20 protein-coding genes and 2 tRNA genes are annotated in these 25,148 nt (G+C 65.8%); 15 read left to right on the top strand and 7 right to left on the bottom strand.

The annotated features are described in order from the left end of the window. The first annotated feature begins 110 nt into the window (after window positions 1–110). Both AB4061_RS02505 and AB4061_RS02500 read left to right on the top strand, forming a co-directional pair. Window positions 111–2,699, top strand: coding sequence for a PAS domain S-box protein (locus AB4061_RS02505; RefSeq protein ID WP_441630604.1), 2,589 nt, complete (start codon window positions 111–113; stop codon window positions 2,697–2,699). A 145-nt stretch (window positions 2,700–2,844) separates the two neighbouring features. Then, window positions 2,845–3,477, top strand: coding sequence for a response regulator transcription factor (locus tag AB4061_RS02500; RefSeq protein ID WP_150993058.1), 633 nt, complete (start codon window positions 2,845–2,847; stop codon window positions 3,475–3,477). Window positions 3,478–3,545: 68 nt separating this feature from the next. On the opposite strand, the gene AB4061_RS02495 is transcribed toward AB4061_RS02500, so the two are convergent. Beyond that, window positions 3,546–4,238, bottom strand: a complete 693-nt coding sequence (locus AB4061_RS02495; RefSeq protein WP_441630602.1) for a hypothetical protein — start codon at window positions 4,236–4,238, stop codon at window positions 3,546–3,548. Between the two features lie 98 nt (window positions 4,239–4,336). On the opposite strand from AB4061_RS02495, the gene folD reads away from it, so the two are divergent. Both folD and AB4061_RS02485 read left to right on the top strand, forming a co-directional pair. Next, window positions 4,337–5,188 (top strand): bifunctional methylenetetrahydrofolate dehydrogenase/methenyltetrahydrofolate cyclohydrolase FolD, encoded by an 852-nt coding sequence (gene folD / locus AB4061_RS02490; RefSeq protein WP_174422725.1) that lies wholly within the window; start codon window positions 4,337–4,339, stop codon window positions 5,186–5,188. 129 nt (window positions 5,189–5,317) lie between these two features. After that, window positions 5,318–7,432 (top strand): M3 family metallopeptidase, encoded by a 2,115-nt coding sequence (locus AB4061_RS02485; protein ID WP_441630599.1) that lies wholly within the window; start codon window positions 5,318–5,320, stop codon window positions 7,430–7,432. A 34-nt stretch (window positions 7,433–7,466) separates the two neighbouring features. On the opposite strand, the gene AB4061_RS02480 is transcribed toward AB4061_RS02485, so the two are convergent. Further along, entirely contained in the window at window positions 7,467–8,687 is a 1,221-nt protein-coding gene (locus tag AB4061_RS02480; RefSeq protein WP_441630597.1) for an MFS transporter, read from the bottom strand. A 285-nt stretch (window positions 8,688–8,972) separates the two neighbouring features. On the opposite strand from AB4061_RS02480, the gene hutC reads away from it, so the two are divergent. Continuing rightward, the gene (gene hutC / locus AB4061_RS02475) at window positions 8,973–9,686 is read left to right on the top strand and encodes a histidine utilization repressor (protein WP_441630595.1); all 714 of its coding nucleotides are present in this window, start codon (window positions 8,973–8,975) and stop codon (window positions 9,684–9,686) included. On the opposite strand, the gene AB4061_RS02470 is transcribed toward hutC, so the two are convergent. Beyond that, complete coding sequence (locus AB4061_RS02470; RefSeq protein WP_441630593.1) at window positions 9,683–10,573, bottom strand: LysR family transcriptional regulator; 891 nt, start codon at window positions 10,571–10,573, stop codon at window positions 9,683–9,685. The genes hutC and AB4061_RS02470 overlap by 4 nt on opposite strands. Window positions 10,574–10,710: 137 nt before the next feature. Between AB4061_RS02470 and AB4061_RS02465 the strand changes: the two genes are divergently transcribed. From AB4061_RS02465 to AB4061_RS02445, 5 genes are all read left to right on the top strand, one after another. Then, window positions 10,711–12,123, top strand: a complete 1,413-nt coding sequence (locus AB4061_RS02465) for an MFS transporter (protein WP_441630591.1) — start codon at window positions 10,711–10,713, stop codon at window positions 12,121–12,123. A gap of 45 nt (window positions 12,124–12,168) precedes the next feature. Next, window positions 12,169–12,564 carry a hypothetical protein gene (locus AB4061_RS02460; protein WP_441630589.1) on the top strand — a complete coding sequence of 132 codons (396 nt, stop codon included), beginning with the start codon at window positions 12,169–12,171 and terminating at the stop codon, window positions 12,562–12,564. A gap of 127 nt (window positions 12,565–12,691) precedes the next feature. Further along, window positions 12,692–13,489, top strand: coding sequence for an exodeoxyribonuclease III (xth, locus tag AB4061_RS02455; RefSeq protein WP_441630587.1), 798 nt, complete (start codon window positions 12,692–12,694; stop codon window positions 13,487–13,489). A 97-nt stretch (window positions 13,490–13,586) separates the two neighbouring features. After that, the gene (gene hpaR, locus AB4061_RS02450; protein WP_150993045.1) at window positions 13,587–14,036 is read left to right on the top strand and encodes a homoprotocatechuate degradation operon regulator HpaR; all 450 of its coding nucleotides are present in this window, start codon (window positions 13,587–13,589) and stop codon (window positions 14,034–14,036) included. Next, a complete protein-coding gene (locus tag AB4061_RS02445; protein ID WP_441630585.1) occupies window positions 14,033–15,847 on the top strand; it encodes a SulP family inorganic anion transporter in 1,815 nt (604 codons plus the stop codon). The genes hpaR and AB4061_RS02445 overlap by 4 nt, the downstream gene beginning before the upstream one ends. 163 nt (window positions 15,848–16,010) lie before the next feature. On the opposite strand, the gene AB4061_RS02440 is transcribed toward AB4061_RS02445, so the two are convergent. Beyond that, window positions 16,011–16,274 (bottom strand): DUF1488 domain-containing protein, encoded by a 264-nt coding sequence (locus AB4061_RS02440; RefSeq protein ID WP_006159541.1) that lies wholly within the window; start codon window positions 16,272–16,274, stop codon window positions 16,011–16,013. Window positions 16,275–16,561: 287 nt separating this feature from the next. Here AB4061_RS02440 and AB4061_RS02435 point away from each other — a divergent pair. Next, window positions 16,562–16,637: transfer RNA gene (locus tag AB4061_RS02435), tRNA-Lys, on the top strand. A gap of 255 nt (window positions 16,638–16,892) precedes the next feature. On the opposite strand, the gene AB4061_RS02430 is transcribed toward AB4061_RS02435, so the two are convergent. Together AB4061_RS02430 and AB4061_RS02425 are read right to left on the bottom strand one after the other, a co-directional pair. Beyond that, a complete protein-coding gene (locus AB4061_RS02430; RefSeq protein ID WP_441630583.1) occupies window positions 16,893–18,278 on the bottom strand; it encodes an 8-oxoguanine deaminase in 1,386 nt (461 codons plus the stop codon). 145 nt (window positions 18,279–18,423) lie between these two features. Then, entirely contained in the window at window positions 18,424–19,332 is a 909-nt protein-coding gene (locus tag AB4061_RS02425; protein WP_441630581.1) for a LysR substrate-binding domain-containing protein, read from the bottom strand. A 230-nt stretch (window positions 19,333–19,562) separates the two neighbouring features. Between AB4061_RS02425 and AB4061_RS02420 the strand changes: the two genes are divergently transcribed. The 4 genes from AB4061_RS02420 to AB4061_RS02405 all read left to right on the top strand — a co-directional run bounded on the left by AB4061_RS02420 (window position 19,563) and on the right by AB4061_RS02405 (window position 22,954). Continuing rightward, complete coding sequence (locus AB4061_RS02420; RefSeq protein WP_441630579.1) at window positions 19,563–20,837, top strand: DUF2252 family protein; 1,275 nt, start codon at window positions 19,563–19,565, stop codon at window positions 20,835–20,837. Window positions 20,838–20,900: 63 nt separating this feature from the next. Beyond that, window positions 20,901–20,976: transfer RNA gene (locus tag AB4061_RS02415), tRNA-Lys, on the top strand. Window positions 20,977–21,314: 338 nt separating this feature from the next. Then, window positions 21,315–22,289 carry a Bug family tripartite tricarboxylate transporter substrate binding protein gene (locus AB4061_RS02410; RefSeq protein WP_441630577.1) on the top strand — a complete coding sequence of 325 codons (975 nt, stop codon included), beginning with the start codon at window positions 21,315–21,317 and terminating at the stop codon, window positions 22,287–22,289. Window positions 22,290–22,606: 317 nt separating this feature from the next. After that, on the top strand, window positions 22,607–22,954 hold the full coding sequence (locus AB4061_RS02405; protein ID WP_174422737.1) for a hypothetical protein: 348 nt from the start codon (window positions 22,607–22,609) through the stop codon (window positions 22,952–22,954). A gap of 404 nt (window positions 22,955–23,358) precedes the next feature. Here the strand turns inward: AB4061_RS02405 and AB4061_RS02400 are convergent, their stop codons facing one another. Continuing rightward, window positions 23,359–24,873, bottom strand: coding sequence for an acetyl-CoA hydrolase/transferase family protein (locus AB4061_RS02400; protein ID WP_441630575.1), 1,515 nt, complete (start codon window positions 24,871–24,873; stop codon window positions 23,359–23,361). Window positions 24,874–25,148: the final 275 nt, after the last annotated feature.

The raw sequence follows: 25,148 nt of genomic DNA, 5'->3' as shown, positions 1-25,148 counted from the left end.
CCGACCCGCCGCGCCTTCGGCAGGAATGCCGCAGTGCCGCATTGGCGCTTACCCCAAGCGACGGGACGCCGCAATCCCGCTACACTGGTCGGTCAGTCGTCAATCCCACCATGCCGTCCCTCAAAGATTTCTTTTCCCACCTCCGCGCCGCAGTCGTCCCTCCCTCCGCTTCCGGCTCCGCCAAGGCGAGCGGCAGCGACCCTACGCTGGTCGCCCCGCCCAACCCGCTGACGCCCCTCGATACGCTTGGCCACGTGGACGAGCCCGCCGCCGTCAACGGGCCGCCGCGCGGATTGTGGTGGCTGCGCTGGCGCAACCTGGTGGCGACCAGCTGGTTCATGTTCATCCCGCTGATAGCGATCGTGCTGTTCACGGTGGCGATGGGCGTGATCCTGTGGTCGCTCCATGAAACCGAGCGCCAGCAGCAACGCGACGCGCTTTATCGCGACGCGGCCTGGGCCCAGCAGCGCGTGCGCCTGTCCCTGCTGAGCAACCAGGACCAGCTAGCCTCGCTGGCGCGCGACATCGCCGCCGCCCAGCTGGACCAGGGCGCCTACCGCACCGCCGCGCAGGAAATCCTGCGCGAGAACCCGGAAATCGTCTTCGTCAACTGGCTGGACGCGACCCGGCGCGGGCGCTGGTCGCTGCCGTCCACCTCCGAATTCGCCAGCCGGCTGCGCGAAACCCAGGACCAGCCGCTGGAGCCCGAGGTGCTCGATACCTTCGACGCCGCACGCGAAACCCAGCGCGTGGTGTACTCGCGCCCGCTGGTCAACGACCGCGGCGACAGCTTCATGCTGATGGAAGTGCCGATCGTGCGGGACAACGAGTTCCTCGGCACCCTCGGCGCGCTTTACTCCGTCAACGGCATCCTGACCCACCTGCTGCCGCCGGAGCTGACCGAGCGCTACCGCTTCTCGCTGATCGACAAGAACAACCAGATCCGCGCCAGCACTTCGCTGCGGCCGGTGCCGGGCAACGCGCTGTCCTACGAGGTGCTGCTGGACCCGCCGGGGCACTCGCTGTCGCTGCGCGCCGACGCCTACCCGCCCGCTTCCAACCTGCCCAACAACATGTTGCTGTGGCTGGTGGTGGGGCTGTCGTGCTTCCTGTTGTGGAGCCTGTGGAGCATGTGGCGCCACACCAGCCGGCGCTCCGAGGCGCAGCGCGCCCTGCTGGCCGAGACGTCGTTTCGGCGCGCGATGGAAAACTCGATGCTGATCGGGTTGCGCGCACTCGACCTGAACGGCCGCATCACCTACGTCAACCCCGCCTTCTGCCGCATGACCGGCTGGCAGGACAGCGACCTGGTCGGCCGCGTGCCGCCCTTCCCCTATTGGCCGCCCAACGACCATCAGGAGATGCAAAAGCAGATCGACCTGACGCTGCAGGGCAAGTCCCCGGCCAGCGGCTATGAGATGCGCGCCATGCGGCGCGACGGCAGCAGCTTCTACGCCCGCATGTATGTCTCGCCGCTGGTGGACAGCCGCGGCAGGCACACCGGCTGGATGGCCTCGATGACCGATATCACCGAGCCCAAGCGCGCCCGCGAGGAGCTCGCCGCCGCCCACGACCGCTTCACCACGGTGCTGGAAAGCCTGGACGCCGCGGTGTCCGTGCTGGCCACCGACAAGCCCGAGCTGCTGTTCGCCAACCGCTATTACCGTCAGCTGTTCGGCTGGGAAGCCGAGGGCCACCTGAAGCTGGCCGGCGGCGAGGTCGACAAGGAGCAGGTCTCCAGCGACGCCACCGACTTCGTCGACGCCTACGCCGGCCTGCCGGCTTCGGAGCTGATGCCCTACTCTTCGGACGCGCGGGAGGTCTTCGTGCCCGACATGCAGAAATGGTTCGAAGTGCGCCGCCGCTACATTCAGTGGGTCGACGGCCATCTGGCGCAGATGCAGATCGCCACCGATATCACGGTGCGCAAGGCTGCCGAGGAAATGGCGCGCCAGCATGAGGAACGGCTGCAGTTCACCAGCCGCCTGACCACCATGGGCGAGATGGCATCGTCGCTCGCCCACGAGCTGAACCAGCCGCTGGCGGCGATCAACAACTACTGCATGGGCGCGGTGGCCCGGCTGCGCTCCGGGCGCAGCACCGCCGAGGACCTGATCCCGATCCTGGAAAAGACCTCGGCGCAGGCCGTGCGCGCCGGCACCATCATCAGCCGCATCCGGGGCTTCGTGAAGCGCAGCCAGCCCCAGCGCCGCGAAGCCGCCCTACACGACATCGTGGCCGACGCGGTCGGGCTGGCCGACCTGGAGGCCACCCGCCGCCGCGTCACCATCCTGACCCGGCTGCCGGCGCCGCCGGTGGTGCTGTTCGTCGATCCGGTGCTGATCGAGCAAGTGCTGGTCAACCTGCTCAAGAACGCCGTCGAGGCCATGGCCGGGCTGCCTGCGCTGCGCGCCACCGGCGTGGTGCGCCTGCACGCGCGCATCGAGCCGGGCGAGATCGGCCCGAACATGCGCATCGACGTGATCGACCAGGGCCCTGGCGTCGACGAGGCCACGAAGGAACGCCTGTTCGAGCCGTTCTTCAGCACCAAGTCCGACGGCATGGGCATGGGCCTGAATATCTGCCGCTCCATCATCGAGTCCCACCAGGGGCGGCTGTGGGTGGAGAACAACGCCGACGGCATCGGCTGCACGTTCAAGATCATGCTGCCGCTGCAGCCGGCGCTGATCGACCAATAAGCCGCCAATAATCCGCCAATAAGGCGCCGGGCGGGCCGCCCGGCATTGCCAAGACAGGATCAGGCGCGCCAGGGCCGCCCCTGTTGCTTGCCGCCCGGCCCGGTTACACTTGGCGGCAAATGACTTTGATGTCCCAGGAGACTTCATGACCGTAACGCCAAACCCCACCTCCCACCGCGGCGAGACTGTCTTCATCGTCGACGACGATGAAGCCATGCGCGACTCGCTGACCTGGCTGCTGGAGGGCAATGGCTACCAGGTTCGCAGCTTTACCAGCGCCGAACAGTTCCTTTCCGCCTACGACTCGGGCCAGGTCTCCTGCCTGATCCTGGATGTGCGGATGCCGGGCATGAGCGGGCCCGAGCTGCAGGAACGCATGATCGCGGAAAACATCAATATCCCGATCGTCTTCATCACCGGCCACGGCGACGTGCCGATGGCAGTCTCCACCATGAAGAAGGGCGCAATCGACTTTATCGAGAAGCCGTTCGATGAGTCCGAGCTGCGATCGCTGGTGGAGCGCATGCTGCAAAAGGCCCGCACCGACCATTCCGCCGCCCGCGAGCAGCGCGCCGCCAAGGACCTGCTGGGCAAGCTCACCACGCGCGAGCAGCAGGTGCTCGAGCGCATCGTGGCCGGCCGGCTGAACAAGCAGATTGCCGACGACCTGGGCATTTCCATCAAGACCGTGGAGGCGCACCGCGCCAACATCATGGAAAAGCTCAACGTCAATACCGTGGCCGACCTGCTTCGCCTGGCCCTGTCCAAAAGCAGCTGAAACAACAGCTGAAACAGCGGAGCCAGCGCCTGAGCCCCGCCCCCGCCGAACTCGCGGGGGCTGCCACTTCAACGCCCGAGGTACTCCTCGTCGCGAAAGGTCACGACCCATTGCGGCTTGTAGACCACGAACACTGCCACCAGCATGCCCGTGAGAAAGGCCTCGCCAAACGCCAGGATCAGCACGGCGGTCAGCGTATCGGGCAGCGACAACACGCCGTCGCCCACGCTGTAGCTACGCCAGACCGCGCGCACCGCCCCCGCGCCCAGGGCGGCCAGTCCGGCGGTAAAGTAGCCATGGCCGAGGATGAACACAAAGGGATGGCGCGGCAGCAGCCGGCGCATGCCCCCCTGCAGCGCGGCCGACAACAAGGCCGGCAACAACCCCATCCAGACATAGCGCGGCCACAGCGCCGCCCAGTCCAGCCGGGCCCAGGTGTCACCAGCCAGGTAGCCCAGCCCCAGGAACGACACCAGATCCGCCACGAACAGCGACAGCAGGGCCAGCGGCAGCCCGAACAGGGTCACCATCAGGGTGGCGCCGAACAGCTGGATCGCCAGCCCGCCCGGCAGCGTCGCGCGAGCCGTCCATAGCAGCGCCAGCAGCATCAGCGCGCCCAGCCAGCCGTGCTGCAAATCGTCGCGCCGCAGCAGCTGCCAAGGCCGGCGGCTCAGCGCCCAGCCCATGGCGGCCAGGCTGAGCACGACGAGGACGGCTGGTTCGGCCGCGGCGGCCATGGCGAAAGGGTTAAGGGCATCCATGCAGCCATGCTACCAGCGCCCTACTCTCCTGCGCCCCGGGTTGCGTCAACCTTTATAATTCCGCTTTGACCACCTCCAGCTCTCCAGCGCCCATCCCCATGCCAGCCCAACTCATCGACGGCAACGCCCTTGCCAAGCAACTCCGCACCGAAGCCGCCCAGCGCGCCGCCCGCCTGACCGAACGCGGCCACCGGCCCGGCCTGGCCGTGGTCCTGGTGGGCGAAGACCCGGCTAGCCAGGTCTATGTGCGCAACAAGGTCAAGGCCTGCGACGACAATGGCTTTCATTCCTCGCTCGACCGCTACCCCGCCGACCTGTCCGAGGCCGACCTGCTGGCCCGCATCGACGCCCTGAACCGCGACCCGCATATCCACGGCATCCTGGTACAGTTGCCGCTGCCCAAGCATATCGACAGCCACAAAGTGCTCGAAGCGATCGCCCCGGAAAAAGACGTGGACGGCTTCCACGTGGCCAATGCCGGTGCCCTGATGACTGGCGCCCCGCTGTTCCGCCCGTGCACGCCTTATGGCTGCATGAAGATGCTGGAATCGGTCGATTTCCCGCTGCGCGGCGCGCGCGCGGTGGTGGTCGGCGCCTCCAATATCGTCGGCAAGCCGATGGCGATGCTGCTGTTGCAGGCCGGCGCCACCGTCACCATCTGCAACAGCAAGACGCGTGACCTGGGCGCCCATACGCGCGACGCGGACGTGATCGTGGCCGCCGTGGGCCGGCGCAACATCATCACCGCTGACATGGTCAAGCCCGGCGCGGCCGTGATCGACGTGGGCATGAACCGCGACGACAATGGCAAGCTGTGCGGCGATGTCGACTTCAACGGCGTCAAGGAAGTGGCCGGCTACATCACCCCTGTGCCGGGCGGCGTTGGCCCGATGACCATTACGATGCTGCTGATCAATACGCTGGAAGCCGCCGAGCGCGCAGCCGGCTAAACGTCGTATCGGCCTGCCGCGGACGGCGCCGGCGCCTTGCGCGCCGGGTGCTGCCTGGCACTGGAAATCCCGCTGCCCCGCCCCAATGTGCGGGGCATTGCCCTTACAGGCCCTGCCAAGAGAGACGTCATGGACCAAGCCGCCAACCAAGCCAACGCTGCAAATCACGCAAACGGCGACAATCCGCTGCTGGATTTCACCGACCTGCCGCGTTTCTCCGAGATCCGCCCCGAGCACATCGGCCCGGCGCTGGACGTGCTGCTGGCGACCGCGCAAGCCGCCGTCGACCGTGCCGAAGACCCGGCCACCGAAGCCACCTGGGCCAATGCCGTGGAAGCGCTGGAAGCCGCAACCGAGCCGCTGGGACGCGCCTGGGGCGTGGTGGGTCACCTGAGCGCGGTGGCGGATACGCCGCCCTTGCGCCAGGCGCATAGCGACAACCTGCCGCGCATGACCGAGTTCTGGTCGTCGCTGGGCCAGAGCCTGGCGCTCTATGACAAGTACAAGGCAATCGCCGCGAGCCCCGAATTCGCCACCATGAGCACGGCTCGCCGCCAACTGATGGAAAACGAGTTGCGCGGTTTCCGCCTGGGCGGCGCTGAACTGCCCGAAGACAAGAAGCCCCGCTTTGCCGCGATCCAGGAGCAGCAGGCCCAGTTGTCCAAGGCCTTCTCCGACCACGTGCTCGATGCCACCAATGCCTACGCGCTGCTGATCGAGGACGAAAGCCGCCTGAGCGGCATCCCGGAAGATGCGCTGGAAGCCGCGCGCCATGCCGCTGAAAAGGACGGCAAGCCGGGCTGGAAATTCACGCTGCACTTCCCCTCCTACTTCCCGGTGCTGCAATACGCGGACGACCGCGCGCTGCGCCAGACCATGTACGAGGCCAGCGTCACCCGCGCCTCGGAACTGGCCGAACAGTACGGCCAGGGCAAGGCCGAGTGGGACAACACGGCCAATATGCGCGAGCAGCTCGCGCTGCGCCGCGAAGAAGCGCAACTGCTCGGCTACGCCTCCTTCGGCGAGGTCTCGCTGGTGCCCAAGATGGCGGAATCCCCGGCCGAAGTGCTGCGCTTCCTGGACGAACTGGCCACCAAGGCGCGTCCGTACGCCGAGAAGGACTGGGCCGAGCTTAAGGCATTCGCCGCAAGCGAGCTGGGCCTGAGCGACCTCTCGCCCTGGGACGTCGCCTACGCCTCGGAAAAGCTGCGCGAGCAGCGCTACGCCTTCTCCGAGCAGGAGGTAAAGCAATACTTCCCGGAGCCGCAGGTGCTCAAGGGCTTGTTCAGCGTGGTGGAGAAGCTGTTCTCGGTGCGCATCGAAGCCGACCAGGCCCAGACGTGGCACGAAGACGCGCGCTTCTTCCGCGTGGTATCGCCCGAGGGCGAGTTGCTGGCGCAGTTCTACATCGACCTTTACGCGCGCGAAGGCAAGCGCGGCGGCGCGTGGATGGATGACGCCCGCGGCCGCAAGCTGCTGGACAGCGGCCGCGTGCAAACCCCGGTGGCCTACCTGACCTGCAACTTCACCGCGCCGGTGGGCGGCAAGCCCGCGGTCTTCACCCACGACGAAGTGATCACGCTGTTCCACGAGTTCGGCCACGGCCTGCACCATATGCTCACCCAGGTGGGCGAGCTGGGCGTGTCCGGCATCAATGGCGTGGAATGGGATGCCGTTGAGCTGCCTTCGCAATTCATGGAGAACTTCTGCTGGGAGTACGAGGTGCTGGCCGACATGACCGCGCACGTCGACACCGGCGAGCCGCTGCCGCGCGAGCTGTTCGAACGCATGCTGGCCGCGAAGAACTTCCAGAACGGCATGATGACGCTGCGCCAGATCGTGTTCTCGTCGTTCGACATGCACCTGCACACCAGCTTCGACCCCGCTGGCGAGAAGTCCGTGCTGGCGCTGTCCAGGGAGATCAACGATCGCGCCCATGTGGTGCCGCAGCACCCGCTGTCGCGCTGGCCGAACACCTTCAGCCATATCTTTGCCGGCGGCTATGCGGCGGGCTACTACAGCTACAAGTGGGCCGAAGTGCTGTCCGCCGACGTCTACGCGGCCTTCGAGGAAGCCGCGAAGCTCTCCGGCACCGTGCTCGACGCCGAGACCGGCGCGCGCTACCGCAGGGAAATCCTGTCGGTGGGCGGCAGCCGCCCGGCCATGGAATCGTTCACCGCTTTCCGCGGCCGCGCGCCGCAGATCGACGCACTGCTGCGGCACGGCGGCATGGCGGTGGCGTAAGGCAGCACACCGTCAATAGACCAGGTAAAGCGGCTCAGTCTGAGCCGCTTTTTTCATGGCGGCTCGCAAGTGCAATGCAGGCGGTCGACAGCAACGCGCAGCCGCTGCTCACCGCAATCGCCACCGAGTAGCTGCCGTAGGCATCGAAGAGCCAGCCGGCGAGGCTGCCGCCCGCCATCGCGGCAATGCCCACCGCGATATACAGCCCCCCAAGGATCGCCCCGAGGTTTGCTGTGCCGAACCAGGTCGCAGCGAGCGCCGGGTACAGGGAAATGCAACCGCCGTTGGCCGCGCCGAACAGGACAGCAAACAGCGCCAGCGCCGGAAAGCTCGTGGCCCCAAGCCACACGCCGTTGAGCAGCGCGAGCATCAGCGTCAGGCACATGAGCAGCCGCCCCGGCCCCAGCCTGTCACCTAGCCCGCCCAGCAGCAGGCGGCCCAGGATATTGCCGGCACCCACCAGCCCGATCAGCAGATTCCCAGCCGTAGGAGACAAGCCATGCTGCCGCGCGTACGGATGGATATGGACCAGCGCGGCGAACAGGCCGACCGAGCCCAGCAGGATGGCGCCGAAGTACCACCAGAATCGCCCGCCGCGCACGGCCTGCGCCAGGCTGAGCCCGGATGGCGGGGGCGAATGGGCTGCGCCAGGCGCCGCAGGCGCGCCATCGGGATACAGGCCGGCCTCTTCCGGGCGCCCCTTTAGCAGCATTGCCATTGCCAGCCCGACCACGGCGATGGCCAGCGCGAAGCAACGCATTGTCGCCTGCCAGCTCATATGCTCCATCAGCTGGCCCGCCACCACCGGTCCGATGAACGTGCCAAGCCCGGTGCCCGCCAGCGCAAGGCCCGACGCCCGGCTGCGATGCCTGACGAACCAGCGCTGCACCGCCGTCACCGCCGGCACGTAGACCAGGCCCACACCCAGGCCCACCAGCGAACAGAAGGCAACCAGGAACCCCGCCAGCGAATCCGTGACGACGCTGGCGATGGCAAATCCCAGCGCCAGCGAGACAATGCCCATCGCAATGACCCGGCGGGTGGAAATACGGTCAGCCAGGGAACCGGAGAATACGCCCACCACGTAGTAAATCAGCGCGGTGAACGAGAACACGGAAGCCGCCGACGAACTCCCCACCCCGAAGCCTTCCTGGATACTCGCGAAAAATGCGCCAAACGAGTACGCGGCGCCAAATATCAGCGCCAGCAGCACGTGCGTCGCGCCAACCACATACCAGCCCGGGAATAGTGTCATCCCCGCATTCCCCCTTGCACTCACCTTTGCCATGTTGTCTCCGATCACCCTCTCGCCTGCGCGCCCGCGCTTCCAGCATCCTGGAATCATCGATTGCGACACATATCCTTGTATATACAAGATAAGACAACAAATCAACGAGCCGGGATTACCCTGAGCGGAGCCAAGCCCAAAGCCAAAACCCGCCCCCCCCTCCCTTTCGTCCTGGTGGATACCAACCTTGAAGCGGAAAATCGCTGCCAATGGAAATTGGCTAGACAAGCGCGGTCAAGTAAACTGCGTGCCATGACCTACCTGCCACCCGCCGCCGCCTACGCGCACATCAAGAATTACCTGAAGGACGGACTCAGCGCCGGACGCTGGCCGCCCGGCACGCTGATGCCGTCGGAATCCGAGCTGGTCACCCAGTTCCGCGTCAGCCGCATGACCGCCAACCGGGCGGTGCGGGAACTGCAGGCCGAAGGCCTGGTGGAGCGTGTGCAGGGCGTCGGCACGTTCGCCACCCAGCCCTATCGCGCATCGTCCACGCTGACCATCCGCGACCTGCACGACGAGATCACGGAGCGGGGCCACCGCCACCGCTCCGACGTGCACATGGCGCGCGCCGAAGTCGTCACCGAGGCATTGGCGCCGCGCATCGGGCTGCCCGTCGGCAGCGAGGTCTTCCACACCTTGATCGTGCATAGCGAGAACGGCGTGCCGCTGCTGTGCGAGGACCGCTACGTCAACCCCGCCCGCGCGCCTGACTATCTCGAGGTGGACTTCACCAAGACCACGCCCACCAATTACCTGCTGACCGTGGCACCGCTATGGGAAGCGCAATACTCCATCGAGGCGCAGTTGCCCACCGAGCAGGAGGCCGAGCTGCTGGGCGTCAAGCCAAGCGAGCCCTGCCTGATCGTGATCCGCCGCACCGAAAGCCAGGGCTCGCCGATCACGCTGGCAAGGCTGGTGCATCCGGGATCGCGCTATACCATCGAGGGCTCGTTCAAGCCCTAGGCACGCCCGGGCCGGAATCCGCGCAGATGGTCGATGAAGCCGCGCACCTTGGCGCTGACGTGGCGTGTATCCGGATAGACCGCGAAGACTTCGGCCCTTGGCAAGACATGGTCCGGCATCAGGATCTGAAGCCGTCCGCCCGTGAGATGGTCGTCAAGCAGCCACTCGGGCAACGCTGCAACGCCACAGCCGGCCAGCACAAACGCTAGCAGGGCCGAGGCCGTATCCGCGTGGGCCACGTTGCGGACCCGGATCGTGTGCGGCTTGCCGTGCGGGTCAGCCAGGGTCCATTGCCCGCCCTGCCCCGCACGATTGGCAAGCCATGGCAGCGCCGCCATCGCCTGCAGCGAATCGGGCGCGCCGGTTGCACTCAGCAGCGCCGGGCTTGCCACGATCACCAGGTTGAAATGCCCGATCGGCTTAGCGCGGTGCCGCGAGTCCTCCAGCGGCCCCACCCGGATGGCTACGTCCAGCCGCTCTGCGATCAGGTCGGCATGGGTCGAGCTGGCCTGGTAGCTCACCCGCAGATCGGGATGCAGGTGGGCAAACCCGGCCAGCGCGGGAGCCACGACGAGGTTGCCATAATCCACCGATGCCGTGACGCGCAAGCTGCCCGAGAAGGACGCATGACCGGACCGGACCTGCTCCACGGCCGATTCAGCTTGCCGCAGCAAGACCGAGCAGTCGCGATAGAACCGCTCGCCCGCCTCGGTCAGTGCCAGGCGCCGCGTGCTGCGCGTCAGCAATGCCACCGACAGATCTTGCTCCAGCTGCTTCACGTTGAAGCTGACCACGGCCTTGGTGGTGCCCAGCGTGCCGGCTGCCGCAGTGAACGAACCACACTCCACCACGGCCACGAACATGGCCAGACGGTTCAGATTGATCACGTTCTCGGTGCTCCATTGTCAAAAATCAGAGAACAGTATATCGGCCACTGGACTGTTTTCTTATTCCTCCATGGTTTCTAGAATGCCGTCTTCCAGACCGCACCTGCATGGCGCTTGCCGCCATCGCTCGACTTTCCATGCCCTACAAATCACGCGTTGCGTCGGTCTACCTGCTCGGCTTCTTTATCGATCTGGTCAATATGTTCATGGCATCGGTCGCGTTCCCCGATATCGGCCATTCACTGCAGGCGTCCGTGGGGGCCGTTGCATGGGTGGCCAATGCCTACACGCTGGGGCTGACGCTGGTGATTCCGGCAAGCACCTGGCTGGCCGGCCGCTACGGCGATAAAGCGATCTTCGTGGCGTCGCTGGGGATCTTTTCCGCCGCAGCGGCCGGCGCCGGATTCGCCGGCAGCATTGAGGCGCTGATCGCCTGGCGCCTGCTGCAAGGCCTGGGGGGTGGGCTGTTGATTCCCGTCGGGCAAGCCATGACCTATCGTCTCTACTCGCAGGCCGAGCGCGCGCAACTGTCAGTGATCGTGATGGCCTGCGCGCTGCTCGCGCCGGCGCTGTCGCCGCTGATGGGCGGCTACGTCGTGGACAGCCTGGGATGGCGCTGGGTCTTCTGGCTCAATATCCCGCTGGCCTTGGTTGCGCTCGTGCTTGCCGTACTTTGGCTGCGCCCCGGCGAAGCCACCCAGGGACACAGGCCGGACGTTGCCGGCATCGGGCTGTCCAGCCTGGCGCTTGCGCTGCTGCTGATCGGCTTGTCCCGATTCGAGCACACCGGGCAGACTCGCGTTGGCACCGCCCTTGTCACGGGCGGCATCGCCGCAGGCTTGCTGCTGTTGCGGCATGTACGCCGGCGGGAACATCCGGTCCTGGATTTCCGCGTTCTGCGGGATCCGATGCTACGGGCAGCCATGGTCGTCTACCTGTTTGTACCCGGCGTGTTTACCGGCGTCAGCCTGCTCAATATGTTCTTCCTGCGCAGCGTGCTGGGCCTGAAGGCCGTGAGTGCGGGCGCGCTGATGATTCCGTACGCCCTGGCCGCCGCCGCGGGCATGACGCTGGCCGGGCGCCTCTTCAACCGGCTGGGGCCCCGCGCCCTGCTGCTGCCGGCCATCACGGTGCACGCGACCGGCATCGCCATGCTGGCGACCGTGAGCGAACCTGGCGCATGGCCGGGCATGGTGGCCGCCTTCTTGCTGATGGGAGCCGGCGGCGGCATCGGCTCGAGCGTTGCGCAAACCCTGGCGCTGCTGAACGTGTCCCCGGCGGGAATGGGCCCGGTCAGCGCAATATGGAATCTGAACCGTCAATTGTCGTTTTGCGCCGGCGTCGCCATGGCCAGTCTTTTACTGGGCCAGTGGCTGGCCCGGCAAGGTTTGGCCGAGCTTGCCTTCGCGGGCGACGCCACGATCGTGACGCAGGTGTTCCATGGGTGTTTTCTCGTCGCCAGCTTATGCACCCTTGTGCCGCTGCTTGTCGTCTGGCGTCTGGACGATCGGCATCATCGCCAGCCGGCAGCATCGACAACGCTTCCCTAACCCCGGGGCAACCCGCCCTGCCTACTCCTGAAGGAAACCCCATCCATGCCTGACATCGCCGCGCTTTGCCTGCGTGAAATCGCCGACACCCATGTGCTGATCGAGCAATGGCTATCGAACCCCGCGTGCCCCGAAACCGTACTGGAAACGCTGCTGCAACGGTTTGGTCCGGACTTCAGCATGATCTCGCCAGCCGGTGCGCGCATGGAGGCAGGCGGCTTTCCCGCGCTGTTCGCACGACTGCGCGGCGCCCGGCCCGGACTGCAAATCAGGATCGACGCGTTGACGCTCGTGCATGAGGACGCGCGCTCGGCCACGGTCAGCTACCGGGAAACGCAGGCCTGGAACGCGGGCGCTTCCGAGCGGCGTGCCACGGCGCTGTTCGTGGCGGGCAACGATGCGCGCGTCACGTGGCGACACTTGCATGAGACCTGGGCCTGAGGGCGCCTGCCTCTGAACGTGCCTGTGGCCGCGGAGGTCGTTCATAATGTGCAGGCAAACTAGGGGCGGCTCCGGGCCGAATACCCGTGGCGCCCCTGGCAACCGTCAATCCATAAGCCATTTGAACATGAGAATCGCAACCTGGAACGTCAACTCGCTCAAGGTCCGGCTACCGCAGGTGCTGGACTGGCTGATCGAGCAGGAAAAGGCCGATACGCCGATCGATGCCCTGTGCCTGCAGGAACTGAAGATGCCGGACGACAAGTACCCGCTGGCCGAACTGGAGAGCGCCGGCTTCCACAGCGTGTTCACCGGCCAGAAGACATACAACGGCGTGGCGATCCTGGCGCGCAATGCCACCATGGCGACGCCCGCCGACGTGGTGCGCAATATCCCTGGCTTCGACGACCCCCAGCAGCGCGTGGTGGCGGCGACCTATGGCGACGTGCGCCTGGTGTGCGCGTACTTCCCCAACGGGCAGGCGCCGGACTCCGACAAGTTCACCTACAAGCTGGGCTGGCTGCAAGCGATCACCGCGTGGCTGCAGGAGGAAATGGTGAAGTACCCGAAGCTCGCGCTGCTGGGCGACTTCAATATCGCGCCCGAAGACCGAGATGTGCACGATCCCAAGAAGTGGGAGGGGCAGAACCTGGTGTCGCCGCCGGAGCGCGATGCGTTCCGGGCGCTGGAGGCACTTGGGCTGACCGACGCATTCCGCATGTTCGAGCAGCCGGAGAAGAGCTTCTCCTGGTGGGACTACCGCATGTTTGCGTTCCGCCGTAACGCCGGCCTGCGCATCGACCACATCCTGCTGTCGCCGGCTCTGCGCGAGGCATGCAGCGCCTGCGTGATCGATCGCGTGCCGCGCACCTGGGAGCAGCCCTCGGACCACACGCCGGTGGTAGCCACGCTCGACCTCGGCTGAGGCATTGCGTCAAGGCGCCGGCCACCAAGCCGGCGCTCGGCATATCCGGGTAGCCACCGGCTCGCGTCCGGGCGTCTGCACGGCTACACTTGCGGGCATGAAACCGGCTACCTTCCGCCACCGCAACCTCCCCCACCTGCTGCTGCAAGCCCGCGAAACGCTGATGGCGGGCTTCCGGCCCATCCTGCGCCAGCACGGCATGACCGAGCAGCAATGGCGCGTGGTGCGCACCCTCAACGAGCAAGGCGAGATGGAGCCCAACCAGCTCGCCGATGCCTGCCTGATCCTGAGCCCGAGCCTTACCCGCATGCTGTCGAGCATGGAGGAAGCGGGCCTGATCCTGCGCTCGCGCTCCACCACGGACCAGCGCCGCCAGTTGATCTCGCTGACCGACAAATGCCGCGCCCTGATCGCCGAGATGGAGCCGCTGATCGACCGCCGCTATGAGCAGCTCGAGCAGATGATCGGCGCCGAGCGGCTGGGCAAGGTCTATGGCGCGATCGACGAATTGCTGGTGAGCCTTAGCGAACGAGACCCGCAAGCATGACCGCTCCGGCTGCGCAGGGCACAACAGGCCGGTTGCTCGGGCGCCTGTTGCCGGCATGGCGTCACCGCGTGAGCCGCGCCTCCTTGCGTGCGGACCTGGTTGCGGGCCTGCTTGGCGCGGTGCTGGTGCTGCCGCAGGGCGTGGCCTTTGCCACGCTTGCCGGCCTGCCGCCGCAATACGGCATCTACGCGGCCGCGATTCCCTGCATCGTGGCGGCCTTGTTCGGCTCCAGCTGGCATGTGATGTCCGGCCCGACCAACGCCAACTCGCTGGCGCTGTTCGCCATGCTGAGCCCGGTGGCATTTGCCGGCAGTCCCGAATACATCAATCTGGCGCTCGCGGTCACCATCATGGTTGGCTTGCTGCAGCTTGCCGTGGGCACCTTGCGCCTTGGCACGCTGGCCAACTTCATCTCGCCCTCGGTCCTGCTTGGCTTCACCTGCGGCGCGGCAACGCTGATCGGCCTCTATGCGCTCAAGGACCTGTTCGGGCTGGCCGTGCCGACGGGCACGAGCGCCTTTGGCGTGGTGCGCTTCCTGCTGGACAATGCCGGCGCCATCAACTGGAGCGCGTTCACGGTAGCGGCGATCACGCTGGCGGTGACCATCGCGGTGAAGCGCGTCTCGCGCCGCCTGCCCTTCATGCTGATCGGCCTGCTGGCGGGCTACGGCGTCGCCCTGCTGCTCAACGCGCCGGGCTGGAGCGCGGGCGCGCATCACGTCAATGTGGTCGGGCCGATCCCGTCGGCCATCCCGCCCTTCCACCTGCCGAGTATTTCCTGGCAGGCGATCCCCGACCTGCTTGGCATCGCCGCCGCGCTGACCATCGTGGCGCTCGGCCAGTCGATCTCGATCGCCAAGGCGGTGGCGCTGCGCTCGGGCCAGCACATCGATGCCAACCGCGAGTTCATCGGGCAGGGCCTGTCGAACATCGCAGGTGGCTTGTTCTCCGCCTATATTTCCTGTGGCTCGCTGAACCGCTCCATGCCTAACTACGAGGCCGGCGCGCAGACGCCGCTGGCCAGCATTTTCTCGGCCTTGCTGCTGGTGGTGCTGGTCACGGCCAGCGCCTCGCTGCTGGCGCAGATCCCGCTGGCCTCCATCGCCGCGATGTTGCTGCTGGTGGCCTGGGGTTTGTTCGATTTCGGCCGGCTGCGCCGCATCGCCAGCCTGAGCCGCACGGAATTCGCCATCGCCATCAGCACCTTTGTCGCCACGCTGGCCATCCGCCTGGAGATGGCCGTCTTGCTCGGCACCATCCTGTCACTAGTGGCCTATCTCTATCGCACCTCGCGGCCGGCGGTGCGCAGCCTGGTGCCAGACGCCGACGACCCCGACCGGCGCTTTACGCCGCTCGACGAGCTGCATCGCCCGCAAGCGGAATGCCCCCAGCTCAAGCTGCTGCGCATGGAAGGCGCGATCTACTTCGGCGCGGTCCAGTACGTGACGGACCGCTTGCACGAGGCACGCAACGCCCATCCCGGCCAGATCCATCTGCTGGCCATGACCAAGAGCATGAACTTCATCGACCTGGCCGGCGCCGAGATGTGGGAAAGCGAGCTGAGCGAGCGGCGCGCCACCGGCGGCGACCTGTATTTCCATCGTCCGCGCACGCAGGTGCTGCAGACGTGGGACCAGACCGGCTTCGCGCTGAAGCTGGGCGAGGGGCACATCTTCTCCACCAAGCGGCAGGCGCTGCACACCATCATTGCGCGCCTCGATCCCGCAGGCTGTGCGCAATGCCAGGCTCGCATCTTCGAAGAATGCGCTAGCCGCCCTGGCGGGCCGGGCTACCCGGCAAAACCGGCTTGAGCGCGATCGACGTGATCGGCGCAATCAGGAAGATCAGTGATGAGCAAGGGGAATGAAAAAGAGAAACGCCGGCGGGAAACCGGCGTCAGGCGGCGAGAAGCCGCAATGACTTGAAGCGGTAGCCCGGGATCGGACCGATGACCGGCCCGGACTGGGATCCGCTTCAGAGCGGCGCCACATGGGCGCGCTTGACTACCACTGGCTGGGCAGCGCCCTGCTCGATCAGCACCACCGCAGCACGCTCGATGGTTTCACGTCCGGCGCGGAATGCCTCTTCCAGCGACAACACCTGGTCGGCACTGAAGCCTTCCCACAGCGCTTCACGGGTCACCACGCAAGTGACTGGTTGGCCGTCGACAACGGCGTGAAATAGCAAGCCTTCATTATTGATATCGTAACGCTCTTGCTCTTGGAACTTGATATCCATCGGTACAGCCCTCCATTGCAAGTGAAGAATCATCCTAACATGGGTCGGCCCGACTCGTCCGCAAAGGCCTACGCCCCGCTCCCCCCAAGCAAGACTGCCGAAACCCCGGGCGAGTTCCCGCGGCGTGAATGCCTGAGTTCGGTGCAAGGCGAAGGGACAAGGCTGCCCGGGCATTGCACGTACGACGGCGGAATCGCACGCGGCATTTCCAGAGCACCCTCGCGCAGGAAAAATTACGCAGGGGGTTTGACAAACTCAAAAACGGTGATACAATCTTTTTCTTCGTTGGGGCGTTAGCTCAGTTGGTAGAGCAGCGGACTCTTAATCCGTAGGTCGAGTGTTCGAGTCACTCACGCCCCACCAGCGAATTCTAAAAGCCGGAAGCAGCAATGCTTCCGGCTTTTTCCATTGGTGCTCCACGTCTGTCGCCGCCCTCCCGACGCCTGCGGCGATTCATCCCTCGAAAAACACGCACAAAAAAAAGCCCGCGATCGATGGCGGGCTGGGGAAGGGTCAGGGGCGTTCAGGGAACGACCCGAGGCCTAGTGTGAATACATTACAGACATGCCGCGACCCCTCTCCGGAGGGGTCGCACGCGCGGCACATTCCATTGTTGCCTCACCCTTGCCTGGCACGCTCGAACAATTCACGCGCGAGCCCGCGATGCTGCGCAAGGACGCGCGGCAACTCCACCGTCTGCAACTCGCCATCGCGCACCACCACCTTGCCGTTGATCACGCTGGTGGCGACATTGCCCGGCGTACAGAACACCAGCGCCGCCACCGGATCGTGACCTGCACCGGCGTAGCCCACCTGCGCCATGTCGAACGACACGAAATCGGCCGACATGCCAGGCGCAAGCGCGCCGATATCATCGCGGCCCAGCACGCGCGCGCCGCCCAGCGTGGCGATCTCCAGCGCCTCGCGCGCGCTCATGGCGGCGGGCCCGTAGCCCACGCGCTGCAGCAGCATGGCCTGGCGCACCTCTCCCAGCATGTGCGCGCCATCGTTCGACGCGCTGCCATCCACGCCCAGGCCGACCGGCACGCCGGCCTCGCGCATTGCGCGCACCGGCGCAATGCCTGACGCCAGGCGCATGTTCGAGCAAGGGCAATGGGCAACGCCCGTGCCGGTGCGGGCAAACAGCGCAATGCCTTCATCATCGAGCTTGACGCAGTGGGCATGCCATACGTCGGGGCCGACCCAGCCGAGCTCTTCCGCGTACTGGGCCGGCGTGAGGCCGAACTTCTCGCGCGAGTAGGCGATGTCGTTATCGTTCTCGGCCAGGTGGGTGTGCATCGACACGCCATAGTTGCGTGCCAGCAGCGCCGACTCGCGCATCAGGTCGCGCGAGACGGAGAACGGCGAACACGGCGCCACCACCACGCGTAGCATCGCGTGGCGCGAAGCGTCGTGGTACCGCTCGATCAGCCGCTGGCTGTCCTTCAGGATGGCGTGCTCCTCCTCCACCACCGAATCGGGCGGCAGGCCGCCCTTGCTGCGGCCCACGCTCATGGATCCGCGCGCGGCATGGAAGCGCATGCCCATTGCCGCCGCGGCTTCAATGGAATCGTCCAGGCGCGAGCCATTGGGATACAGGTACAGGTGATCGCTGGTGGTGGTGCAGCCGGACAACATCAACTCGGCCATCGCGGTGCGGGTCGACACGTCGATCATTTCCGGCGTCAGGTGCGACCACAACATATAGAGGTTGGTGAGCCAGGTGAACAGCTCGGCGTCCTGCGCCGCCGGCACGGCGCGGGTCAGGCTCTGGTACACGTGGTGGTGCGTGTTGACCAGCCCGGGGATCACCACCTTGCCACGCATATCGATCACCTCGGCGCCGCCCTCGTCGATCAGCCGGCGGTATTGCGGCGGCAGCTCGGCGGTGGCGCCCACCCATTCGATCGTCGGGCCTTGCGCCACCAGCGCGCCATCCGGGATCTCGCGGCGTTGCGCATCCATGGTCACCAGGATGTCGGCATTGATAAGGATGAGGGGCATGGCAGGATCTTCAGGTTGGTGGCGAAAATACCCGGCGCGTCATGCGGCCAGGCCCACACAGTCTAAGACGCCGGCGGGCCTTGGCAAAGCATCGATTTCCACCGACGGTGTGCGCAAAAACAGCACAACCAGGCACGCTGCACCGCTAACGCACGCCGGCAAACAACGCCACCAGGCCCTCGCCAATCCGCTCGGCCATCAGTTCCGCGGCGGCGCTCAGCGGATTGCGCGCGCGCGCGACCAGCCGCAGCGTCTGGCACGGCAACTGGCCGTCGCGCAGCGGCACCCAGGCCAGCGCCCCGCGCTCCCGCTCCTCCAGCACGTCGAGCGGATTCAGGAAGGCGATGCCGGCCCCAAGCATGACCAGGCGGCGCATCAGCGCGGTCGAAGTGGTCTCGGTGACCGGCGACACCGCGACCGCGGCTCGCGCGAACGCCTCATCGAGGATGGCGCGGATCGACATCGACGGCGCCGGCAGGATCACCGGGCAGGCCAGGCACTCGCTGAGCAGGGTCGACGGCTGCGCGGCCAGCGCATGCCCGGGCGCCACCACCGCGCCGATGTGCCAGTCATTGCTGGCCAGGATGCGGAAGGCGGCGATATCGGGCAGGTCGTAGGCAAGGCCGAGATCGACGTCGCCGCGCTCGACAGCGCTGACAATGTCGGCCACGGGCAGATCCAGCAGGCGCACCAGGATGCCCGGGTACTGCTGGCGAAAGGCATGCACCAGCGACGGCATCAGCGAGCCGGCGAGGCCGGCCGTGGTCGCCACGGTGACTTCACCCTGGCGCACGCCCTTCACGGCTTCGATACGGCTGCGCAGCAGTTCGTGCTCGCGCAGCGTCTGGCGCACGTGCGCCAGCACCATTTCGCCCAGCGGGGTCAGGCGCAGGCGTTTGTTGATGCGCTCGAACAGGGGCGCGCCCAGTTCCGTCTCCAGGTCCAGGATCTGCCGGTTGATCGCGCTCGGCGCCACGTGCAGATGCAGCGCGGCCTGGCGGATCGAACCACGGCTCACCACCTCGTCGAGGTAGCACAGGACTCTGGCGTGCATGACGGGCTCCGGATTCGGGCGTATTCGGGTGTATTCGGGCGTTGGATTCAGCGCGGCAGCGACATGCCGCGCCTGGGAAGACGAGCGCATTGTAGCCGCTGGCAAGGCGTACGAAATCCGTATTGCGCTGACAGTCTTTTCGGGCGGCATGGAGTACGCTGGCATCGGTTGCCGGCCGATGGCGACCTGCCCACCTCGATACCCTGCCAGCGCTCGGCGCTCCGACTTCCATGGCCACGAAGACAAGCAGCAAGAAGCCCGTCGCGAAGCGCGGTGCAAAGCATAGGGGCGCCCCCCGCCCGCCCGGCCCGGCAAAACGCCAGGAAGCACTGATGCAGTGCCGGAACCTGAAGATGGCGCGCTCCGCCCACGCATACGTGCGCGGTAACACGCGCAAGTTCTACGAATGGCTGGAGGCCAAGCAACCGCACGCCCTGCCCGAGGGCCCGGCGATCTGGATCTGCGGCGACTGTCATGTGGGCAACCTTGGCCCGGTCGCCGATATCCAGGGCCGCGTCGACATCCAGATCCGCGACCTTGACCAGACCGTGATCGGCAACCCGGCGCACGACCTGATCCGCCTGGCGCTGTCGCTGGCCACCGCAGCGCGCGGCTCGGACCTGCCCGGCGTGATTACCACACGCATGCTGGAAAGCCTGATGGTGGGCTATGAAAGCGCTTTCGATAATCCCGATGCCGCGGCCGGCCTGACTTCGCGCCGGCCTGCCGCGGTGCGTACCGTGATGCGCCAGGCCCTGGGGCGCAAATGGAAGCATCTCGCCCACGAACGCCTGCGGGACACCACCCCCTCCATTCCACTCGGCAAACGGTTCTGGCGGCTCGCCGCGGACGAGCGGCGCGCAATCGGCGCCCTCTTCGAGCGGCGCGAGATCGCCCACCTTGCCACGCTGCTGACCTCCCGCGACGAAGGCGCGCGCGTGGAGGTGATGGACGCCGCCTACTGGGTCAAGGGCTGCAGCTCGCTGGGACGATTGCGTTTCGCCGTATTGCTGTCCGTTGGCAGCAATGACAGCCCCAATCCCGAAATCTGCCTGATCGATATCAAAGAAGCGGTGAACGCTGCGGCGCCGGGCTACCCCAAGGTGAACATGCCACGCGGCAATGGCGAGCGGGTCGTGGAAGGCGCCCGCCATCTCTCGCCGGCACTGGGCGATCGCATTCTTTCTGCGCAGTTGCTCGACAAGGCGGTATTCATCCGCGAGTTGCTGCCGCAGGACCTGAAGCTGGAGATCGAAACGCTGCCACAGGAAGAAGCCAGCCGCGTCGCGAGGTACCTGGGTGAGGTGGTCGGCAACGCCCACGCGCGCCAGATGGACCTGGCCACCCAGCGCAGCTGGCTGGGCGAGCTGGCGCGCAATCGCTCCAGGCTGCTGGATGCGCCGTCCTGGCTATGGACCAGCGTGCTGGACCTGATCGCCAGCCATGAGGTGGGCTACCTCGAACACTGCCGAAAATTCGCGCTCGGGCCGCAGGCACATATTTAAAATCTAAAAGCAAAGCAGCTATTGCAAAGTCAAAAATCGTCCTCTATAATCTTGGACTTCGTTGGGGCGTTAGCTCAGTTGGTAGAGCAGCGGACTCTTAATCCGTAGGTCGAGTGTTCGAGTCACTCACGCCCCACCAGCGAATTCTAAAAGCCGGAAGCAGCAATGCTTCCGGCTTTTTCCATTGGCGCGCCAATCCTGCTGGATCTCTCCTCCGTGGGCGTGGCAACCACGGGCCGATCCCCTCCCACGCAGGGATGCATACGCGGGTTGATACCAATTCCGCCGGCTACGCTTTCACGGTTGAATTGCGCCTGGAGCACAATGCGGAACATGGTTCCGCATCACGGAACCCATCCGACATCTCCAGCGTCCCGCGGCAAGCAGGAACAAGGGCAGCAGCGCGACGCAGATCGCCGTGCCCCAACCCGCGCCCGCCCGGGCCGTCATTAGACCTAGAACCCTCGGGAGCCTCTCTTGAAAGCAGTATTGAATGTCGGCAGCGCAGCCTGCCTGGCCCTTCTTGGCCTGTGCCACAGCGCCTTTGCACAAACCTACCCGACCAAGCCGATCCGCCTGATCGTGCCATTCGCCGCGGGCGGCACCACGGACATCGTGGGCCGCGCGGTGGCCGACGGCATCGGCCGTGAGCTTGGCCAGGTCGTGGTGGTGGAGAACCGCGGCGGCGGCGGTGGCGTGATCGGCGCCGATGCGCTGGCCAAATCCGCGCCCGATGGCTACACGCTCGGCATTGCAACGGTCAGCACCATGGCGACCAACCCCGCCACCAACGCCCGCAACCCCTACGATCCGATCAAGGACTTCACGCCCATTACCAACCTGGTCAATGTGCCGAACGTGATGACGATCAACCCCAAGGTGCCGGCCAAGAACCTGCAGGAGTTCATCGCGCTGGTCAAGGCCAATCCCGGCAAGTACAGCTATGCGTCGGCAGGCAAAGGCAGCATCTCCCACCTCGACGGCGAACTGTTCAAGTTCCTGACCAAGACCGACATGGTCCACATCCCCTACCGTGGATCGGGCCCCGCCCTGAACGACACGCTGGCGGGCCAGGTCAGCGGCCAGTTCGACAACCTGCCCTCGTCCATGCCGCACATCCAGGCCGGCAAGCTGCGCGCCCTCGCGGTGGCGGCGCCCAAGCGCGTGGATGGCTTGCCCGATGTGCCGACCTTTGCCGAAGCCGGCATGAAGGACATGAACAACATGGCCTGGTACGGCCTGGTGGCACCCGCCGGCACGCCTGCCGCGATCATCGCCAAGGTGCATGACGCTGCCGTGAAGACCTTGCAGGACCCGAACGTGAAACGCCGCCTGGCGGAAAGCGGCGCCTACCCTGACGGCAACACGCCGCAGCAATACGCCGCGCAGATCAAGCGCGAGCTGGAAATGCGCAAGAAGATCGCGCGCGACCAGAACATTACGCTCGAGTAACCGGTAACCGGTAACCAGTAATGCCGCAACGGCCCGGCTGCCTGCAGCCGGGCTTTGCCAGGGCTCGCGCCTTCGGCAAACCCGCCCCGCCCCTTCCCATTCCGTAAGCCCCCCTCCCCGAAAACAACGCTTGCCTTGATCTGGCGCATAGCCGGCCAGGCCAATAAGCGGTTCAATACAGTGGGAAGAAAGATTAACTTCGCAGGGTCATCCCAAGTCGGTAGAGTCACCCTGGTCTGACGACCATTTTTGCGGCCATGCCCCCTGCCCGTGGCCATTGCTCTCGAACTACCCACGCTTTACTCACGAGGATGAAAATGCGCAACAAGACCGTACCCGCCCTGATCATCGCCGCCCTCACCGCCTTTGGCGGCGTGCAACTGGCGCACGCCCAGAAGAACTACACCGATGGCGGCGACCTTTACGGTGGCGCCCATACCAACAAGACGGACCCGAACAAGAGCGCCGCCAAGTCCGGCAAGTTCGATCCGTACACGGACGGCGCGAAGAAATCGACCAAGTCGAACCTGAACGCTTCCGGCACCAAGAAGAAGGCCGATCCCTATACGGACGGGGCCAAGGCTGGCAAGCCCGATCCGTACACGGACGGCGCCAAGGCCGGCAAGTTCGATCCCTATACCGACGGCGCCAAGGCCAAGCAGTAAGCCGCGACGGAAGCGGCAGGCAGCAAGCAGCCCGTCCCGCCGGATGGTGCGCCAGCGCACCATCCGGGCCGCAGGGAACAGGCAAGATCAGGCAGCGGGATCGCCACGGCAATGCCCAACGCCCGCTTGAAACGCCATCTGAGCCAGATGGCGCCGCATGTGGAAATGTGAGAATTGTCCGAGAATGGATTCGGAAGGCCGCCTACGGCATGAACCGTAGCGCAGGCTTACCCATTCGCTATCCCGGACCTCTCCCTTTCGGAGACCATCATGCTAGACCTGCTGATCCTAATGGCTTCCTCCCTGGTGCTGGCCGTGCTCATCTTCAAGGGATAAGAGATAAGGGATACCGACAAAGGAATGAAGGCGGGAAAACAACAAGGAAGGTCCATGCGCAAGCCGCTTCAGGCTGCGGCCAGGGCCGCCTTCGTGCCGCCCATCGTGCCTTCCTCGCGCAAGCGCACGTGCCAGGCCAGCGCCTCCTCGATGAGGTGCGGCGTATGCCCGCCGCGGCGCGTGGCGCGCGTCACGTAATCACGCAGCAACTCCCGATACAACGGATCCGCGCAGTTGGCGATGATCTGCTGCGCGCGCTCGCGCGGCGCCAGGCCGCGCAGATCGGCCAGGCCATGCTCGGTCACGATGATGTCGACATCATGCTCGGTGTGATCCACGTGGGACACCATCGGCACGATGCTGGAGATGGCGCCGGCCTTTGCCATCGACTTGGTGACGAACACCGACAAATGCGCATTGCGCGCGAAGTCTCCCGACCCGCCGATGCCGTTCATCATGTGCGTGCCGCCCACATGCGTGGAGTTCACGTTGCCGTAGATATCGCACTCCAGCGCCGTGTTGATGGTGATCAGGCCGAGCCTGCGCAGCAGCTCCGGATGGTTGCTGATCTCCTGCGGGCGCAGGATCACGCGCGCCTTGTATCGCTCCAGGTCTGCCAGGAAGCGCGCGTAGACGGCGCTGGTCAACGTCACTGATGACGCAGAGGCAAAGCGCAGCCGCCCGGCGTCCAGCAACTCGATCGTGCTGTCCTGCAGCACCTCCGAATACATCGTGAGATCGCGGAACGGGGAATCGATCAGGCCATGCAGCACGGCGTTGGCGATCGTGCCGATGCCGGCCTGCAGCGGCTGCAGCGAAGGCGCCAGCCGGCCTGAGCGTACTTCATGCAACAGGAAATCGTTCAGGTGCCCGGCGATCTGGCGCGTTTCCTGGTCGGGCGGCAGCGCATTGGACGGGCTATCGTCCTTTTGCGTGATCACGATGGCGGCGATCTTCGCGGGGTCCACCGGAATGAAGGGCAAGCCGATGCGCTGGTCCACCGAGACCAGCGGAATGGGCTGGCGATGTGGCCGCGCCGTTGGCAGGTAGATGTCGTGCAGGCCTTCCAGGCCGGCCGGCATACCGAGGTTGATTTCGACGATCACCTTCTGCGCCAGCATCGCGAAGCTCGCGGAGTTGCCGACCGAAGTCGACGGCACGATGCCGCCGGATTCGGTGATCGCAACCGCTTCCACCACCGCCACGTCTACCGGCGCGATCTGGCGCCCGCGCAGCTGCTCCACGGTTTCGGACAGGTGCTGGTCGATGAACATCACCTCGCCCGCGTTGATCTTGCGCCGCAAGGTGGCATCCACCTGGAACGGCAGGCGCCGCGCCAGCACGTTGGCCTCGGCCAGCATCTTGTCGGTATCGTTGCCCAGCGAGGCGCCGGTCATCAGCGTGATGCGCAGCGGCTCGTGCGACGCGCGCTTGGCCAGCGCTTGCGGCACCGCCTTGCAGTCGCCGGCGCGGGTGAAACCGCTCATGCCCACGGTCATGCTGTCCTGGATCATCGCCGCCGCGGCCTCGGCCGGCATGACCTTGTCGAGCAGGCTGGCCAGCCGGATACGTTCCTTGTACATCTTATGTCTCCATGATGCCCGTCCCGGCCAGTGAGGCCGCGCCGCGCGCCGCGGCAAGGCCAGACGCCCAGTTCGGCTCGCGCTTCCTACCGGCGGGTAAGGCGCAGACAGGCAGTGTAGCCACCGCAAGCACATTCCTGCGACGATATAAAATCATGAAAACCAGTCGTAAATCTCATACATCCCAATGCCCGCGCCAGCCCGGAGCGGACAAGACCAGCCCGCGCAGATTGTGCGCGGTGCCGCCCTTTATGCTCTACAGTAGTTAGCACGGT

The sequence above is a fragment of the Cupriavidus sp. YAF13 genome, assembly GCF_052113425.1.
Classification (GTDB): Bacteria; Pseudomonadota; Gammaproteobacteria; order Burkholderiales; family Burkholderiaceae; genus Cupriavidus.
The sequence above is the reverse complement of the archived record's forward strand: the minus strand, read 5'-3'. Positions and strand labels throughout refer to the sequence as shown.